This window comes from Dapis brunnea BLCC-M229, from assembly GCF_050015995.1.
Taxonomy (GTDB): Bacteria; Cyanobacteriota; Cyanobacteriia; order Cyanobacteriales; family Microcoleaceae; genus Trichodesmium.
In genome coordinates this window covers 1-17,009 of record NZ_JBNHEP010000094.1, presented here as the reverse complement: position 1 = coordinate 17,009, position 17,009 = coordinate 1, and the positions used below count along the sequence as shown (strand labels likewise).

The following is a 17,009-nucleotide window of genomic DNA, read 5'->3' as shown; positions in this document are numbered from 1 at the left end:
TCCGGATTTGATATGATAACCGATAACTGAAATGACTATTTACTTTTTTGATGAAACAGAACAGCCTTATGGTTGTTTCTCTAACTTTTCCCCCCACACTTTTGAACTTGATGGACTCTGGTGGCCAACTTCAGAGCATTATTTCCAAGCCCAAAAATTTGTGGGGACTCAGCATCTGGAAGAAATTAGATTGGCCAAAACTCCCGCAGATGCTGCTCAAATGGGACGAGAGCGTAGTCGTCCCCTCCGCAAAGACTGGGAGGAAATTAAAGAAGATGTGATGGAACGAGGTTTAGTTTGTAAATTTCAAACTCATAGGGATATTGGCGAAATTTTGCTGAGTACGGGGGAAGATTTAATAGTAGAAAATGCTCCTCAAGATTATTATTGGGGATGTGGTAAAGATGGGAGTGGGAAAAATCGTTTGGGAGAAATATTGATGAAAGTACGGAATAGGTTACAGAATAATTAATTATTCATAGAGGTACTGCTGATAACTGATAACTAATAACTGAAATAACTGAAATGACTGATTTAATGAATGCGGTTATTCTCACGGGATTTGGTGGACCAGAAAAACTGGTCTATACCCAAGTTCCTAAACCAGTCCCGAAAGAGGGAGAAGTATTGATAAAAGTGGGAGCTTGTTCAGTCAATAATACAGATATTAATACTCGAACTGGTTGGTATGCTGCGGAGGATAATTTTCAAGCTATTCTCCAAGATAACAAAGAAAATGACCCCAATCATTCGGCTTGCTGGACACAACATAGTACCCAGTTTCCCAGAATACAAGGTGCTGATCTTGTTGGTGAAGTAGTTGAAATTGGAGGAAATGTAGATTCAAAACTTCTCCAGAAAAGGGTTATAGTTGATAGTTGGATTCGTAGTGAAAACCCCAATGATTATCAATATATTGGGAGTGAATTAGATGGGGGCTTTGCTCAATATACAGTAGTTCCTGCTACTAATATTTATCCAATTAATTCGCCACTTTCTGATATTGAACTAGCTACATTTCCCTGTGCTTATTCTACAGCAGAAAATATGCTGACTAAAGGCAGAATTGGAGCTACAGATACTGTTGTAATTATGGGAGCTTCCGGTGGTGTAGGTAGTGCTTTAATTCAATTAAGTAAAATTCGTGGTGCTAAGGTTATTGCAATTGCTGGAGCAAATAAAGAAGCTTTTACTAAAGATTTAGGTGCTGATTATGTCTATCGACGAGATAATTCATTAGAGTCTAATTTAGCTCAACATAAAATTACTGTTGCTTTGGATGTAGTAGGAGGAGATTATTTTAATTTGATGATTAAATCTCTGGAACCAAGAGGAAGATATGTTTCCTGTGGAGCAATTGGTAATCCAATGGTTTCTCTAGATTTACGAGATTTGATTTATAAAGATTTAGAGATGATTGGAGCAACGCGCCTAGAATCTGAGGTATTTCAAAGATTAGTTGAATATTTGGAAAAAGGTCTATTAAAACCTTTAGTTGCTAAGGTATTTCCCTTGTCTGAAATTAAGGATGCTCAACAATTTTTTCAAACAAAAAGTTTTTTTGGTAAAGTTATTATTAGTCTTTCCGTCTAATATAATTCAAAAGGCAAAATATGAAAAAAATCTTAGCTTTATGGGCACATCCCCGTTCTACATCAACTGCATTCGAGTGCATGATGAAGGAAAGAGGAGACTTTTTTGTTTTACACGAGCCATTTGGGCTGGCCTATTACAACAGCGAAGATCGTATAAGTGACCGCTCCGCTCATATAAGACCGCAGCCTGAACACAATTGTGAAGCTATCTGGCAAAGGCTACAGCAACAAGTAAGTCATCAAGCTGTCTTTATCAAAGATATGGCTACTCATATAAATCCTTTGCTTGATGAGGCATTTTTGTCATGCTTTGAAAGCACTTTTATCATTCGACACCCAGCCAAAGCACTCCCTTCACTTTTTGATGTGTGGTCTGATTTTACCCTTGAAGAAGCAGGCTATACCGAACTCTATAAGTTGTTTGAACGGGTGATGGAAATCAATGACAAAGTTCCGGTGGTTATTAACTCGGATGACTTGATAAGGAATCCTGAAGCAACTGTCAAAGCTTATTGTAACGCTGTTGGTATCCCTTTTATTCCTCAAGCTTTATACTGGAAACCCAGTGAAAGACCTGAAGTAAGTTGGTTTGAAAATGGTAGGTGTCACACTTACCTGAAGTCAAGTTCTGGATTCAAAGAGCAAGAAAACAAGAAATACTTAGATATAAAAGATAATGAATATTTAAAACAGGCTTATGAAATTAATTTCCCCTACTACCAAAAACTTAATGAATATTGTATTAAACCTGCTAAATTGGGCGTTGCTGAATCAAGGTATGAAAATAAAAATTGAACAATCTGAAATAGTTATTATTCAATAGTTTAGCAATTACCAAAAAATACAAATCATACTCAAAATCAGCAACGCCCTAAATTGTACTAGATAAAAATACAATCTTACTTTACTTTAACAATATGAAGGACTGGAATTCTATTCTAAAAAGAGTCTGAATGTAATCATCTGAGTTTAAAATAGCCAATGAAAAGAAAACAAGAGCAATTTTTAACAGTTGACGGTAAGCGATTTCACTTTACTTGGTTGAGAGATAATTGCTTATGCTCCCAATGTCGCGATCCAATTTCTGGTGGGAGAATTTACGATATTAGCGATTGTACCTTACCTCCAAAACCTTTATTCATAGAGAAAAAAGATGAAGAATTGAAAATTATTTGGAATGAAAACCCTCCTCACCAAAGCATCTTTCCAATCTCCTGGTTGATAAATAATAGTCAAGTTCCAAAATCCATGCTTGAATCGAACAACGATGTTGTTCTATGGGATAAAGTTTGTCTAGAGGCAAATCCACCAGAATTATTTGATGCTACTTCATGTACTTCTGAGTCATGGATGGAACAGCTTTTAAGCTTAGGATTTGTTGTTTTAAAAAACATAACTTTTGAAAAATTAGAACCTTTTCTTTCTAACCTTGGAGCAATCCACGAAACCGTATGGGGACGATTCTCTTCAGTTAAAGTGAAGCCAGGTTCTAAAGATATAGCTTACTCTAGCGGTGATACTTTGACGCCCCACACTGATTTTTCTTATATGAATCTGGGACAGCTCTTGCAGGTTCTCTATTGCGTGCAACAGGATACTAAAGGTGGTGAGTCAATTGTTGTAGATGGTTTTCGTATAGCTACAGACTTTCGCCAAAATCATCCCGACTATTTTGAAATTCTAGTCCAAACTCCAGTCCAGTTTAGGCTTATTGACCTTGAGGAGCAAAATTATTTCTCTCGAACAACGCCAATTTTGAAACTCGATCCCCAGGGTGAAGTTTCCGAAATCTGCTTCAGCCATAAAAACTGTGTCCGCAATGTACCTTGCGATCTAGTAGAGTCTTTTTATCAAGCTTACTCAACCTTCTTCGGTTACTTAAAAAATCCAACTTACCAATATCACCATTATCTAAAACCAGGAGAGGCTATACTATTACAAAATTCCAGGATACTGCACGGAAGAACAGCTTTCGAGCCTGCTTCAAGTTCTAGACATCTTGAAACGGCATATATAGATTGGGATTTGTTGATTAGACAAGCTAAATTTCATCAGTTTAAACACATATTGTTTGCTTAAGATGATACATTGTCAGGACTTACGCAGAACCACCATCTCTTGGTGCGCGTTCCCTCTCTTGGTCAGCATTCCCTTGCGTCTGACGCCGACGCGGGATCTGACCGCTTGCGTCTTACGCCGACGCGGGGTCGCACCGCTATCTAGTAGGGGTTAACGGCGGTTAACCCCTACATATTGTGTATAATTCTATCTTTTGCGTAAGTCCTGTTAATTAAAATTGGATAAATCAGCTCTAAAACTTTTGATATAATTGGTATAAAATACTTTCATATATCACCATGCCCTCACCTTTCCCTGGAATGAATCCCTATTTAGAAGATTCAGCCTATTGGTCAAGTGTACATCATTGGCTAATTACGGAAATTGCTCGCTTATTAAACCAACAGTTAGCCCCTAAATACGTTGTTGCGGTAGAAGTGCGAATTTATGAAACCAGTGGGGAAAAGTCTACACTTATTGGTATTCCCGATAATATCATTGCTAAAAGTGCTGAAACTTCCATCAAATCTCCTGAGTCTAATGTCGCTGTTGCAGTACCTTCTACTCAACCTTTAACCATAGAACTTGCTCTGACACAAACAATTAAACAAGGATATCTAGAAGTTAGGAGAGTTGGCACGGGAGAAGTTGTTACGGCAATTGAAATTCTTTCCCCTATCAATAAAAATTCAGGAGAAGGTCGGATAAAATACGAAAAAAAACGTCAGCTTATTTTAAGTAGCTACACAAATTTTGTAGAAATAGATTTGCTACGTCAAGGGAATTCAATGATTACTTTAAATCAAAATATAGAACGTGACTATTGCATTTTAGTGAGTCCTAGTAATCAACGTCCTCAAGCACATCTCTATGCTTTTAACATTCCAGATATGATTCCTGTTTTTACTTTACCTCTACGTCCAGAAGATTCAGATATTATTCTAGATTTACAAAGTATTTTACATCAAGTTTATGACCAAGGACGGTATGATTTAATCATTGACTACCAACAAAAAATTATTCCTGCTTTATCAAAAACTGATGAAATTTGGGCAGAAAATATCTTGAAAAAACGAGGATTAAGATGAATATGACAACAACTCTAGCGACTCCCGATCCTGCCTTAGCAACTATTCAAACTGCTTTACCTATTGACCCACAACCTTATGTTGTTGGCGATCGCCCCACCGGATTAGTTGTAGTAGATGTACTTAATGGTTTTTGTACAGTTGGCTTTGGCCCATTGGCTCCCCAAGAACCGGACGAACAAATTGCCACAATGGTCTTAGAAAGCGATCACCTAGCTCGGACTTTTGTCGAAAGAGGTTGGCCTGTACTAGCCTTTTTAGATACCCATGAACCAGGAAAACCCGAACCCCCTTATCCTCCACATTGTGAAAAGGGTACGGGAGAAGAAGAACTTGTTCCTGAACTTAAATGGTTACACGATAACCCCCTAGCAACATTGGTTCCCAAGGATTGTATTAATGGATTTATAGGTTCTATTGACGTTGATACCCAACGTAATGTATTGTTAAACTGGATAAATGAATACAAACTTGAAGCCTTAGTTGTAGTAGGAATTTGTACTGATATCTGTGTGATGGACTTCGTTGTTACTATTCTGTCGGTTCGTAATCATGGTTTAGCAGCAACTTTAAAAAATGTGGCTGTATATGATAAAGGTTGTGCTACCTTCGATCTGACACCAGAAATGGCAGCAGAACAAGGTTTACCCAAAACTGCTATTCATCCACAGAAAGTATCTCACCATGTAGGGTTATATACAATGGCCGAACGTGGTGCATTCATTGCTTCTACTATTCAGCTTTAGAAGCTGATTCACTTACTTAAAAATGAAGGTAGGATTTGGTATTTAAGATAAAACTTGAATTTTTAGACCTAGAGGTTGAATCCTACTTTTATCAAGTAAATTGGAAATAGCAAAAGTGATATTGAGCAAATTACTATAGTCCCACTTTAGGATACTAATATACATTAAAAATAAAAAATATAGAGGAAACAAATTTATGAATACTCGATTAGCAATTGTCACGGGTGCAGGTGGCGCTGTTGGAGGTTGCTACCTCAAACATTTTTTAAAAGAAGAAAATACAAAATGTGTGGCTCTTTCCCGGAGCAATTTAGAAACCACCGAAGTTATACAATTTAAAGTCGATCTGCTAGATGAAAAAAGAACTAGGGAAGCGATCGAACAATTAGACCTTAGTGAAGTTTCCGATCTAATCTTGGTGCATGGTGTAGGTAAATTCAAATATGAAGACCTAGAGTCTCTCCCTCATCTCAACCAAGATCCCCACAAAATAGATGATGAAGTATTCTCATCAAACTACCATACTTTTCTGAATGTAGTCAACCCCCTAGTAGAAAAACTTAATAAAGAACATCAGGGCGGGCGGAAAATAACTCTCGCCCTTTGTGGTTTTGGTTCCATTAGCGATCGATACAAAATCCCGTTTTGGCGCTCTTATACCTATGCTAAGGATACTTTACGCCAATATATTAAAGACTTAGCTAAATCAGAAGAGTGGAAAGGATTAATTAGGGGACGTTTTATTAATGTTAGTACCACAGATACGGGTAATGAAAATAAGTTGCGCCCTAATGTAAGTCTTGAAGAAAAACAATATTGGTTAAAACCAGAAAAAATTGTTGTTCAATCTATGCCAGTCATTGAAAGTTTACAACCTCTATGGCAAGAAATAGATGTTTATGAAATTTTGCCAGGATTTAATCCAGAAGAATATTACAACGACTATCACACAATCAAAGAAAAATGGAAGCGTCAGATGGGGTTGATAAATGCTTGATCTAGACTTTTACTCATTGAAAATCAGCAATTAATTAGGAAAAAGTGTTAGTATTTGTGGGTGAAGTATTACCGGATTCCCATAAATTGATTTTAATAGTAAACTCCAAATATTCAACATCAACAATCAAAAAAAAGATGTTGAATTTAACATCTCTTCTCTGTAATTACCAAATCTGGTAGTATCACTGTGATCGAACGGCACAGAAAGCGGATTTGCATTATTTTTGGTAATTGCTCTAATTCAAGATTATTAGTAGTGCTGTACAAGTAGTGATTTTTTCAGTTAGGCTCCTAACAGTGAAAAGGGCTTTTCACTGTTGGCTAAAATCTGGTTTTATCTATAAAAATCTTGGATTATCTGTTTATACTACTTGGATTCAAAACTTAACTGCGTAGGTGTGGAACTGTTAAAGAGTCTCTGTATTTGTCACAGAGAGTGTTCCAGTGCGAACACTGCCATTTCAGTTGTGATTGCTCCGCAACGCTAGCGCGAACGATATTTGAATGCTAGTTTAAATCTAGCGATTAGGCGGTCAGTAAGAGCTACGCTCCGCTGACGCGAACGACCGCGACAGCCTGTGGACTGGATAACGCCGACGTTGCCAGAGTCAAGCAGGAATAGAACAGATTATTTATATAAAATCATAGATTTACATAGATAATCATAGGTTTCTAAGAACGGTTTAGTGATAAATATAACTACATCTACATAATTACCAGATTATGAATCAGATTAAGTCGGTTGAAGTGCAATATGGAAAAAGCCTATCCACTCTATAATTTCCCTTTTTTCCTGTCTCCCTACTCCCCGCTAAATTATCGATCACTAAGTAGAACGGTGCAAAAAAACAGAAGTATGTAACGAAAAGTAAATTTGTTCAAAACTCTCTTCCATTCTGCCTTCTGCCCTCTGCCTCCTGCCTTTTCATAACGATAATTTTCAACACTGACCTACTTATTCAACCGGATTCTATATAATATTGTGTCCAGATAATTAGTGATCAAAAAACTTGATCATCTTAATATCTTCAAACTTCCTCTTCTTCTCTCCTGACTCCTGACTCCTGACTCCTCCCTTGTTATTTATAACTATTGAACCGGATATAATATACATTTTGCTTGAAGTATGGCCATAAGCAGCTTGGGTTGAATTAGTTGAATTAAATTAGTAATGGCAATTTATTTTTACTTTTACTAAAGTATGATAAGGCATATAACTTAAATTTATCGAGACGATTATTTCATAAAAGAAAAAAAGTATAAAATAAAGTAGCTGAAGAAGAAGAAATCAATTATAATATCTCTAATATTTAACTGTTGGGAGCAACATTTTTTTTATACCCCATCCTGAATTTGGATATGGGGGATATTGTCGTAATTATAGCGATAAATATAGCTATAGCAATTAAAATTCATCTATATAGTAGTCAATTTTCTTGTTTTCCCTATCTTGTCTTGCTTTCAAGGTGGGGTAATGCACTTAACTTTGACACAAACTGCTATATCTGCTTGAATCATCTCCGGCAGAGAGATTGCTCATAAAAATTGTACACCAAGTTATTCTATATCAAAACATACTTTTACGAATGCCAAGATTAAAATCTCCAAGTATTTCTCCCCACTTTGACGTTATAGTAGTAGGCTCTGGTGCAGCAGGACTTTATGCTGCCCTTTGTTTACCTACTTACCTCCGAGTCGCCTTAGTTACTAAAAATACCATAAACATGGGTTCAAGTAACTATGCTCAGGGAGGTATTGCTGCTGCTGTTGACCCATCGGATAATCCATTTTTACACCTAGAAGATACCCTTAAAGCTGGTGTGGGTTTGTGTGACCAAGAAGCAGTAAAATTTATGGTGGAGAATGCTCCAGAGGCGATCGCCCATTTAGTAGAAATGGGAGTTGCCTTCGACCACAAAGGAGAAAAACTGGCAATGACTTTAGAAGCTGCTCACTCTCGTCCCCGCGTACTTCATTCCGCAGATACCACAGGTCGAGCTATTATTGATACACTCATAGCTAAAGTTCTAGAACGTCCAAACATTCAGGTTATTTCTCAAGCATTAGCATTGAGTTTATGGCTAAGTCCACAAAAAAACCGGGCTCAAGGAATTAGTCTTCTCCTTCAAAGTAAAATTCAGTGGTTAAAATCTTCTGTAGTTGTTCTCGCCACAGGTGGAGGGGGTCAAATATTTGCTCAAACTACTAACCCGGCAGTCAGTACGGGGGATGGAACTGCCATAGCGTGGCGTGCAGGAGCGGTTTTAAGAGACTTGGAATTTTTCCAATTTCATCCCACTGCCTTAACTAAACCAAGAGCGCCTCATTTTTTGATTAGCGAAGCAGTGCGAGGGGAGGGAGCGCATCTCGTTGATGAAAAAGGCTACCGTTTTGCCTTTGACTATCATCCTGCTGGAGAGTTAGCTCCCAGGGATGTTGTCAGTCGAGCTATTTTTCATCACTTGCGCAAAACCTCTAGCGACCCCACTCGTGATAATGTATATTTAGATTTGCGACCAATTGACCGAGACCGTATTCGCTATCGTTTTCCCAATATTATCAATGTCTGTCAACAATGGGGTATTGATGTTTTTCAAGAACCTATTCCAGTTTCTCCTGCTGCTCATTATTGGATGGGTGGAATTGCTTGCGATCTAATGAGTCAGACTTCGATTCGCGGACTCTATGCAATTGGAGAAACAGCAAGTACAGGGGTTCATGGAGCAAATCGTTTAGCTAGTAATTCTTTGTTAGAATGTTTAGTATTTGCTTCTCAACTATCTCAAATTGAAATTGAGCCAAATTTAGTTGCACCAGATTCTGATATTTATCAGGTAAACTATGACTGGAATAAGGAGATGGAAGAGATAGAGGCGATCCGGCAAATGTTACCAAATTTGATGTGGGAAAGTGCAGGAATTTCTCGTCAAGGAGAGTTATTAAATCAGGCACTATATCAAGTTAATCGCTGGCGAGATAGTTTGGCAAGTTTAGATATAGTTAAATTTTTAACTAATCTCTTGCCTAACCAGACGATCGAATTAAATTCTACTAATGCTGAACAGCAATTGCGAACGGTTGCAGAAACACTAAATCTTTTAGACCTGGGTTATTTAATTCTCAAAAGTGCTTTATCCCGCGCTGAAAGTAGAGGCGGACATTATCGTAGTGATTATCCAAAAACTTCTAATGATTGGAATTTACATACTTTGATGCAGGGCGATCGCTTGTGGAAGTCACCAACCAAGATGAAACCTGAACGCTTGAAAATCAAAAGTATAAGTAGTTGAAGTTTCAACAATTAATAATTAGGCGTTGGTGAATGATTGTATGATTTTTAGTACGGGCGATTCGCGAATCGCCCGTACAGTAGTCAGTAGTTAAAAGAGCTTTTTTTCTTACTATCAATCTTACTTCGATACGAATTTCATACCTTATTTCACCAATACCAATAATTAATAATTACCTCTTCTTATAAACAAGAGGATTGGGCTAAAAGGAATTTTTTTCTTCTCTTGGTCGATTGGATATGGCGTTAGCCGAAACGACCACTTTTTATCCATGAATGGAGAGGCTTTATACCTTGAATTTTTCGGTAAATATTTGATCAGCTTGCCTAAATTTGGGTAGTGGTTAAGAGCAGCAATACTTTGATACTTTCAAATGTTCATGGATCGCATTGATTGCAGTTGGGCTATCGTCCACTGTCTGCGCGATCTTTGTTTGCTTTGAATGCTGCAAGTGAAAGAAGCAAATTTGTAAGCATGGAGCAATTTATTTTAGTGTTTCTTGTGCATTATGCGAACTGAAAAGCTGACTACCAATTGCCTAACCACTACTTTTGATTACTGATATAGAAATCAGTAATTAATCTTAGTTATAGAATTGTACCTTACTCATACTTCTTAATAAAAATTAACATCCTACTTATTGATAAAACTTCTTTTTTATGTTGAAATAAATTTATTGATAATAAAACTCAAATAGTAGTTCTATTTTGGCTGTATCCTAAAACAAAAAAACAGGTTAAGGTAAAAGGAATCTGATTTTAATTCTTGATTATGTTATTAGGATGTTTTTTTAATAATTTAGGACTACTATTGAGCCTTCTTAAGCTGATATCCGTCAGATTGAGGATAGAATTTCTATGCAAACATTAAATGAAGACAGCAGGACTGTTGAAACACCTGAATCTACAAGTAACAGCAGAGGAATTTTCTGGATACCTGCATGGCGATCGCTAGGCTGGTCTTTTGAGGCCACTGAAGAGGAAGGCGCACCCCTGCTAGGAGGCAATATCCGGTTCAAAGACCTGTCTGGGCAATTACTGGGTGCCCATGTAGCCCATGCTGGCTTGATTATGCTATGGGCAGGTGCAATGACTCTGTTCGAGTTATCCTACTTTGACCCCAGCTTACCAATGTACGAGCAGAAGCTAATTTTACTACCCCATCTGGCAACATTAGGTATTGGTATCGAAGCAGGTGGGCAGGCGATCGACACCTATCCCTACTATGTTATCGGTATGCTGCATCTAATTAGCTCTGCTGTTTTGGGGGCAGGAGGTATCTATCATGCGGTTTTAGGGCCAAAACAGCTTGACCCAAAAGGCTTTGGCTACGATTGGAAAGACGGCAATAAGATGACAACAATTCTGGGTATTCATCTAGTGCTATTAGGACTGGGAGCAGCATTACTGGTGATTAAAGCAACAGCTTTAGGCGGTATTTATGACCCACTAATAGAAAAGGTGCGACTGGTACAACCAAACCTAGATCCTGTAACAATTTTTGGCTATTTGTTTGGCTTTAGCCCTAATGGTTGGACGATCGCTGGCATGGCTAGCGTTGATAATCTGGAAGATGTTATCGGTGGTCATGTCTGGGTGAGCATACTTTGTATCTTTGGCGGTCTGTTTCACATTGTTTCCAAGCCTACGGGTTGGGCAAAAAAGATACTGATTTGGTCTGGAGAAGCTTACCTGTCTTACAGTTTGGGGGCACTAGCGATCGCCGGCTTCAGCGTGAGTGTCTTCGTCTCCACCAACGAAATTGTTTATCCCAGTCTATTTTATGGCCCTATTGGGAGTGACTATGTGCGGGTTAGTCTTGCCAGCGTTCATGCAGCGTTAGGTTTTCTCGCCTTACTAGGACACTTATGGCACGCCAACCGAGCGCGTGCTGCTACTCGTGGCATATCTTATGGAACCTTCTCTAACTTTATGGCTAAGAATGTTAAACCTATAAGAACTGCTTGATCAAAAAGTAAAGCGCGATGGGAAGTTAAAAGTCAAAATTATAGCGCTATGCGCTAGGGAATAGGGAATAGTAAACTGTCAAAGGGTTTCAAGATAAATAAATCAGGACTTACGCAAAGGCTCTATATATAGTGCTTTGGTGCGTTACGCTGGCGCTAACACACCCTACTGGACTGTTTCACCTAAAATAGTGCGTTAGATTTGTCATTGCCAACGGCAGTGTTTGCGGAGCATTCCGTCAGGAAAGCAATCTCAGGCCAACTTCCTATTGCATCATTTAAGATGAAATACTTCACTACCAATAGGGTTCATGCGTAAGTCCTATAAATGTCAAATACCTTAATGCGTAGCGCTATAAAAAGTTATAGCAGCCACCAGGCAGTTAAGACATTCACCTGTCAAATTTAGTTCGTGCTGCGAATGTATGGGAGAATGGCTATTCACCCCCTACTGACGATATCAAATCCGCTTACTTTGGAGTTGGGAGATTCATTCAAGAGGCAAAAACTCGAAATTTGGTAAGGGTTTGGTAACCAAACCCCTACAATATTTTTCTGATACCAATACTACTGGATTTGATATGACTTTTGACTTCTGATGTAGTTAAACCTATAAGTAAGTTTGATCGTATTTAACAAGGAGAATAATTGCGATGGCTGTCGCGACTGATGATAATCTACAAATCCCTTGGCGAGCTGGTAATGCTCGTCTTGTTGACCTATCAGGGAAGCTATTGGGCGCTCATGTGGCCCATGCTGGCTTAATTGTACTTTGGGCAGGTGCTATTACTTTGTTTGAAGTGTCAAATTTTGAAACCTCTTTACCAATGTACGAGCAAGGATTAATTCTGCTACCAAATTTAGCTCGTTTAGGAATTGGAGTTGGTGAAGGGGGTGCGGTTGTAGATACCTATCCCTATTTTGTGATTGGGGTACTGCACTTGATTAGTTCGGCGTTTTTAGGAGCTGGTGGTATATTCCATGCTCTCAGAGGTCCAGACAAGCTAGAAGAAAAATTTTCCTTCTTTGGCTACGATTGGAATAATCCAAGCAAAATGACGACTATCCTGGGTATCCATCTAGTATTGTTGGGAATTGGTGCTTTCTTACTTGTAGCAAAAGCGATGGCATTTGGTGGATTATACGATCCAGCGATTCAAAATGTACGGGTAATTGAGAATCCTACTCTGAATCCAATAACCATTTTCGGCTACCTGTTTGGTACAGAAGGGCGTTTCTGGCTAGCTGGTGTCAACTCTTTAGAAGATGTAGTAGGCGGTCATATTTGGATTGGTGCTATCTGCATTTTGGGAGGTTTCTGGCATATCAGCTCTGTACCTTTTGGTTGGGCTAAAAACATATTTGTATGGTCTGGAGAAGCCTATCTATCTTACAGCATTGGCGCGGTAAGCTTAATGGCATTTGTAGCCACACTGTTTGTGTCTGTTAACTCTCTAGTATTTCCCACAGAATTTTTCGGACCAACTTTGATTCTGGAGTTCGATCGCTTTCCTGTATTTGTAAGTTCTGATGGAGCCTTAACTGCAAGAGTATGGTTAGCCAATGCTCACTTCTGGTTAGGCTTTTTCTTCCTACAAGGACACATATTCCACGCCTTACGGGCAGCAGGCTATAGCTTCACCGAAGGCCGAGTAATTACATATACAAGAGGTGAAGTAAGCTAGTTATGACTGTAACTAAATCAAATCCATTAAGGTTTTTAGGCTTTTCCACAGATAATAATGTTGATGTTACCAACTATGTTGCTAATTCCCAAGAACCCTATTCCTGGTGGGCAGGTAATTTTCGCTTTGTTAATCTATCTGGAAAGTTATTAGGAGCACACATTGCTCATGCCGGATTGATTGTACTGTGGGCAGGTGCTATGACTCTATTTGAGTTATCTAGATTCGACCCTAGCTTACCTATGTACGATCAAGGGCTGATTTTACTGCCTCACATGGCTGCTCTGGGTATAGGAGTTGGAGCAAACGGGGAAATTATCGATACCTATCCTTACCTCGCAATTGGTATTGTTCATCTAGTTAGTTCAGCAATTTTAGGAGCGGGTGGAATTTACCATTCCGTACTCGGACCAGAAAAACTGGACGAAAAAGGATTTGGCTATCAGTGGAATGATGGGAAAAAAATGACTACTATTCTTGGTATTCATCTAGTGCTATTAGGGATAGGAGCATTGATGCTGGTAGTTAAGGCTGTCTATGCTGGTGGTTTGTACGATCCGGCGATCGCCAATATGCGACTAATTACTGAACCCACTCTGAATCCACAAACTATCTTCGGCTATCTGGTAGGCATCACTCCTGATGGCTGGACATTGAAGGGTATGGCTGCTGTTAACTCTCTAGAAGATGTGGTGGGCGGTCATATATGGATTGGAGCTATCTGTGTTTTGGGCGGTCTCTGGCATATTAATACTGCTCCTACCAAATGGGCTAAAGGGTTGTTTGTTTGGTCGGGAGAGGCATATCTTGCCTATAGTCAGGCAGCTTTAGCTTACATGGGCTTTTTCGCAGCCTACTTTGTCTGGGTAAATGATACAGTTTATCCCTCAGCATTTTATGGTCCTGTGGGCGTGACTAACGTTGATGGAACAATCACTCCTCGCACCTGGTTGATGTTGTTCCAACTCATTTTTGCCTGTTTGCTGCTGGCGGGTCACTTTTGGCATGGTCTCAGAGCAAGAGCGATCGCTAGTGGATTTGTCTTCAGTAATATGAAGTTCAATCCCGGCGCTCTCTATGGAGATACTCAATTCAATAACGAATCTCTAGTCACGGGTATTGTACAGCCGTTCCAAAACAAGCCCCAGTTGGGCAACCTGTCAACTCCAATTAACTCCAGTCAGCTTACTATAACTTGGGTGAGAAACTTACCAATTTATCGCAAAGGTTTAGCTCCCATTGCACGAGGGCTAGAAATTGGCATGGCTCATGGATACCTGTTATTAGGGCCGTTCCTTAAACTGGGACCATTGCGCGACACCGACCAAGCTCTTTTAGCTGGAGCTGGCAGTGCATCTGGGTTAGTAGTAATTTTAAGTATCTGTCTATTCGTTTATGGAATAGCAGTGTTTCAAAGTTCAGGTAAGCCAGTGGGTGTTTTGCCAGAAAACCTGCAAACTTATAGGGATTGGAGTCTGTTTACTTCTGGTTTCCTGATTGGTGGAATAGGCGGTGTAATTTTTGCTTGCTTTATTCTGCTAGAAATTGGGCGAGCAGGAATTGTTTGAAGATATTCGTAGGGGTTTGGTGACTAAACCCCCAGGAAGTATCAATTGTACCGACTTGTAAATTTTTCGACTTACTTACCAGCATTTGATATTAGAAGTCATATGAAATTTGTTGATTTCGGAGTAGTATAGAACCCATTTGGAGTCTCCAGAAAAGAGGGAGTAGATAGTAAGGGGAAAGAATAAAGAATAAATGATTTCTGCGTATGGGATTGATTTAATTTTTTATTGTTGGAGATATTAAATGGCTGGTGTCAAAAAATTCTAACTATTGTCCAACAGATGAATAAAACTTCAATCTCTAGAAACAGAGCGATATAGCTGCCGCACTTGCTCCACCAACGCTCTCGCGGAACAGATGTTCTATCCCTACTTTGTCAAAAAATAAATTCCCACTACTGTCTACTCCCTCCATACTTCCTTTCTAGAGATATTAAATGGCTTATATAACTCCTTTGCTGGTCATACAATGGGTAGAATACCTATTCACCCCTACAATATCGACTCTATTCTTTAATAAACCTCGCCAATAATAAAAAAGAAAATTTAGTGTTTCAAGCCTCCTACTTTAGTAGAAGGTACTAATAACTGACAACTGACAACTGATAACTGATAACTGAAATGACAATTCCTTTACTTTACTATCCACTATCTAGCCAAAATCATCGAGTTCAAGAATTTAATGTGCCAGGAGATGAATATCCCATACAGTACACTTTGGATAACCTACCCACTGGTACAGAGATGGATGAGATTATATGGGCAGCTTATCGGCAAATTTTCAACGAGCAACAAATTATTACAGCTCATCGACAGGTTTATCTAGAGTCTCAACTTCGCAATGGTCAGCTCGCGATTAAGGATTTTATTCGCGGTTTACTGCTTTCAGACTCATTCCGGCGACTGATTTATGATACTAACAGTAACTATCGTTGTGTCGAGCTTTGTATTCAAAGGGTTTTAGGACGCCCAGTCTATAATGATCGAGAGAAACTTGCCTGGTCTATAATATTGGCTACAAAAGGACTCCAGGGTTTTGTTGATGCCCTGTTAAAAAGCGAAGAATATGACAACAACTTTGGCTATAATTGTGTTCCCTACCAGCGTCACCGGATTTTGCCCCAGCGCACCCAAGGAGAGTTACCCTTTGCTCGGATGGCTCGTTACGACAGTAATTACCTGAAACAGTTATATCGATCGGGGCAACTGCGGAAGTTTAGTGGAGTGCTTGATGACAGTGCTAATGTTTATCGCAAATCCCTGGTCTTTTTGTCAATCTTCTCTTTAGCTGTGTTATCCATTACTCTAATTTTGGTGTTTTCACCTAAGTAATATCATGTCCGGTTAAATAGCGATAATTAAAGCTCGTAGTAGGGCTTTAGCCCTAATGGTACTTAGACATTTTCTAGGAGAAAAAATGCCTGAAAGTCAGTCTAGACAAGGGAATTACGTCGATGACCTAAAAATGGCTAAAACCCTTGATAATTAAGGATTTATACCTTTTTGACGTACAAACCTTTGCCTGCCTATATTTGAGCCTATTTTAGGCTGCTGTTTTGTGTAAGTCTCACTAAGATAGATGGGGCTAAAACCCTACTACAAACAAAAACTTTTTTATCACTTAATTATCCGGACATCATATCATATGAAATGAGCTGGCTTTGGAGTGTTATAAGAAACATAGACATCTAGGAAAAAACTGAGTTTTTCGGTTCGCTTGCGTAAGTCCTGCTAGTATAAATCTCGAAAACTCGATAGCTCTCTTCTGTCACTTTCACAGAGAGCTATTTTTTGCTATCTAGCTATCAAGTGTTGATTATAAACTACTCCAATGCTTTATATCAAATCCGATTAAACAACCTCACAATCAATAGGCTTAAATTCTAATTACAACGTAATTGGATCTATGTGGAATTAGGCAGATTTGATATTACCGAAAAATTAAGGTTTAAAGCCTCTCCTTTCAAGGAGAAAAAGCGGTCGTTTGCGGAGCAGTCCGTTAGGATGGGATGGC

The 17,009-nt window shown here is 38.9% G+C and carries 12 protein-coding genes; all 12 read left to right on the top strand.

Features of this window, described 5'->3' with window-relative positions:
- Window positions 1-31 precede the first annotated feature (31 nt).
- Window positions 32-472 carry an NADAR family protein gene (locus ACP6PM_RS10675; protein ID WP_426584424.1) on the top strand — a complete coding sequence of 147 codons (441 nt, stop codon included), beginning with the start codon at window positions 32-34 and terminating at the stop codon, window positions 470-472.
- Between the two features lie 53 nt (window positions 473-525).
- Entirely contained in the window at window positions 526-1,593 is a 1,068-nt protein-coding gene (locus ACP6PM_RS10670; protein ID WP_426584422.1) for an alcohol dehydrogenase family protein, read from the top strand.
- 20 nt (window positions 1,594-1,613) lie between these two features.
- Window positions 1,614-2,390 carry a sulfotransferase-like domain-containing protein gene (locus tag ACP6PM_RS10665; RefSeq protein ID WP_426584420.1) on the top strand — a complete coding sequence of 259 codons (777 nt, stop codon included), beginning with the start codon at window positions 1,614-1,616 and terminating at the stop codon, window positions 2,388-2,390.
- 186 nt (window positions 2,391-2,576) lie between these two features.
- Window positions 2,577-3,674 carry a TauD/TfdA family dioxygenase gene (locus ACP6PM_RS10660; RefSeq protein WP_426584418.1) on the top strand — a complete coding sequence of 366 codons (1,098 nt, stop codon included), beginning with the start codon at window positions 2,577-2,579 and terminating at the stop codon, window positions 3,672-3,674.
- 278 nt (window positions 3,675-3,952) lie between these two features.
- Window positions 3,953-4,741: a DUF4058 family protein gene (locus ACP6PM_RS10655; RefSeq protein ID WP_426584417.1), complete on the top strand. Its 789-nt coding sequence runs from the start codon at window positions 3,953-3,955 to the stop codon at window positions 4,739-4,741.
- Window positions 4,742-4,743: 2 nt separating this feature from the next.
- The gene (locus ACP6PM_RS10650) at window positions 4,744-5,487 is read left to right on the top strand and encodes an isochorismatase family protein (protein WP_426584415.1); all 744 of its coding nucleotides are present in this window, start codon (window positions 4,744-4,746) and stop codon (window positions 5,485-5,487) included.
- A gap of 196 nt (window positions 5,488-5,683) precedes the next feature.
- On the top strand, window positions 5,684-6,484 hold the full coding sequence (locus tag ACP6PM_RS10645) for an SDR family NAD(P)-dependent oxidoreductase (protein WP_426584413.1): 801 nt from the start codon (window positions 5,684-5,686) through the stop codon (window positions 6,482-6,484).
- Between the two features lie 1,588 nt (window positions 6,485-8,072).
- Window positions 8,073-9,776 carry an L-aspartate oxidase gene (gene nadB / locus ACP6PM_RS10640; protein WP_426584411.1) on the top strand — a complete coding sequence of 568 codons (1,704 nt, stop codon included), beginning with the start codon at window positions 8,073-8,075 and terminating at the stop codon, window positions 9,774-9,776.
- 857 nt (window positions 9,777-10,633) lie between these two features.
- A complete protein-coding gene (locus ACP6PM_RS10635; RefSeq protein ID WP_426584409.1) occupies window positions 10,634-11,743 on the top strand; it encodes a chlorophyll a/b binding light-harvesting protein in 1,110 nt (369 codons plus the stop codon).
- Window positions 11,744-12,395: 652 nt separating this feature from the next.
- A complete protein-coding gene (locus tag ACP6PM_RS10630) occupies window positions 12,396-13,427 on the top strand; it encodes a chlorophyll a/b binding light-harvesting protein (RefSeq protein ID WP_426584407.1) in 1,032 nt (343 codons plus the stop codon).
- 2 nt (window positions 13,428-13,429) lie between these two features.
- Complete coding sequence (locus ACP6PM_RS10625; RefSeq protein WP_426584405.1) at window positions 13,430-14,995, top strand: chlorophyll a/b binding light-harvesting protein; 1,566 nt, start codon at window positions 13,430-13,432, stop codon at window positions 14,993-14,995.
- Between the two features lie 621 nt (window positions 14,996-15,616).
- Window positions 15,617-16,327, top strand: coding sequence for a phycobilisome rod-core linker polypeptide (locus ACP6PM_RS10620; RefSeq protein WP_426584404.1), 711 nt, complete (start codon window positions 15,617-15,619; stop codon window positions 16,325-16,327).
- Window positions 16,328-17,009 lie beyond the last annotated feature (682 nt).

Coding starts and splice junctions, on each gene's coding strand:
- ACP6PM_RS10645 (WP_426584413.1), top strand. CDS start 5,684: ATGAATACTCGATTAGCAATTGTCACGGGTGCAGGTGGCGCTGTTGGA.
- ACP6PM_RS10620 (WP_426584404.1), top strand. CDS start 15,617: ATGACAATTCCTTTACTTTACTATCCACTATCTAGCCAAAATCATCGA.
- ACP6PM_RS10635 (WP_426584409.1), top strand. CDS start 10,634: ATGCAAACATTAAATGAAGACAGCAGGACTGTTGAAACACCTGAATCT.
- ACP6PM_RS10665 (WP_426584420.1), top strand. CDS start 1,614: ATGAAAAAAATCTTAGCTTTATGGGCACATCCCCGTTCTACATCAACT.
- ACP6PM_RS10670 (WP_426584422.1), top strand. CDS start 526: ATGACTGATTTAATGAATGCGGTTATTCTCACGGGATTTGGTGGACCA.
- ACP6PM_RS10630 (WP_426584407.1), top strand. CDS start 12,396: ATGGCTGTCGCGACTGATGATAATCTACAAATCCCTTGGCGAGCTGGT.
- ACP6PM_RS10625 (WP_426584405.1), top strand. CDS start 13,430: ATGACTGTAACTAAATCAAATCCATTAAGGTTTTTAGGCTTTTCCACA.
- ACP6PM_RS10655 (WP_426584417.1), top strand. CDS start 3,953: ATGCCCTCACCTTTCCCTGGAATGAATCCCTATTTAGAAGATTCAGCC.
- ACP6PM_RS10650 (WP_426584415.1), top strand. CDS start 4,744: ATGACAACAACTCTAGCGACTCCCGATCCTGCCTTAGCAACTATTCAA.
- ACP6PM_RS10660 (WP_426584418.1), top strand. CDS start 2,577: ATGAAAAGAAAACAAGAGCAATTTTTAACAGTTGACGGTAAGCGATTT.
- ACP6PM_RS10675 (WP_426584424.1), top strand. CDS start 32: ATGACTATTTACTTTTTTGATGAAACAGAACAGCCTTATGGTTGTTTC.
- nadB (WP_426584411.1), top strand. CDS start 8,073: ATGCCAAGATTAAAATCTCCAAGTATTTCTCCCCACTTTGACGTTATA.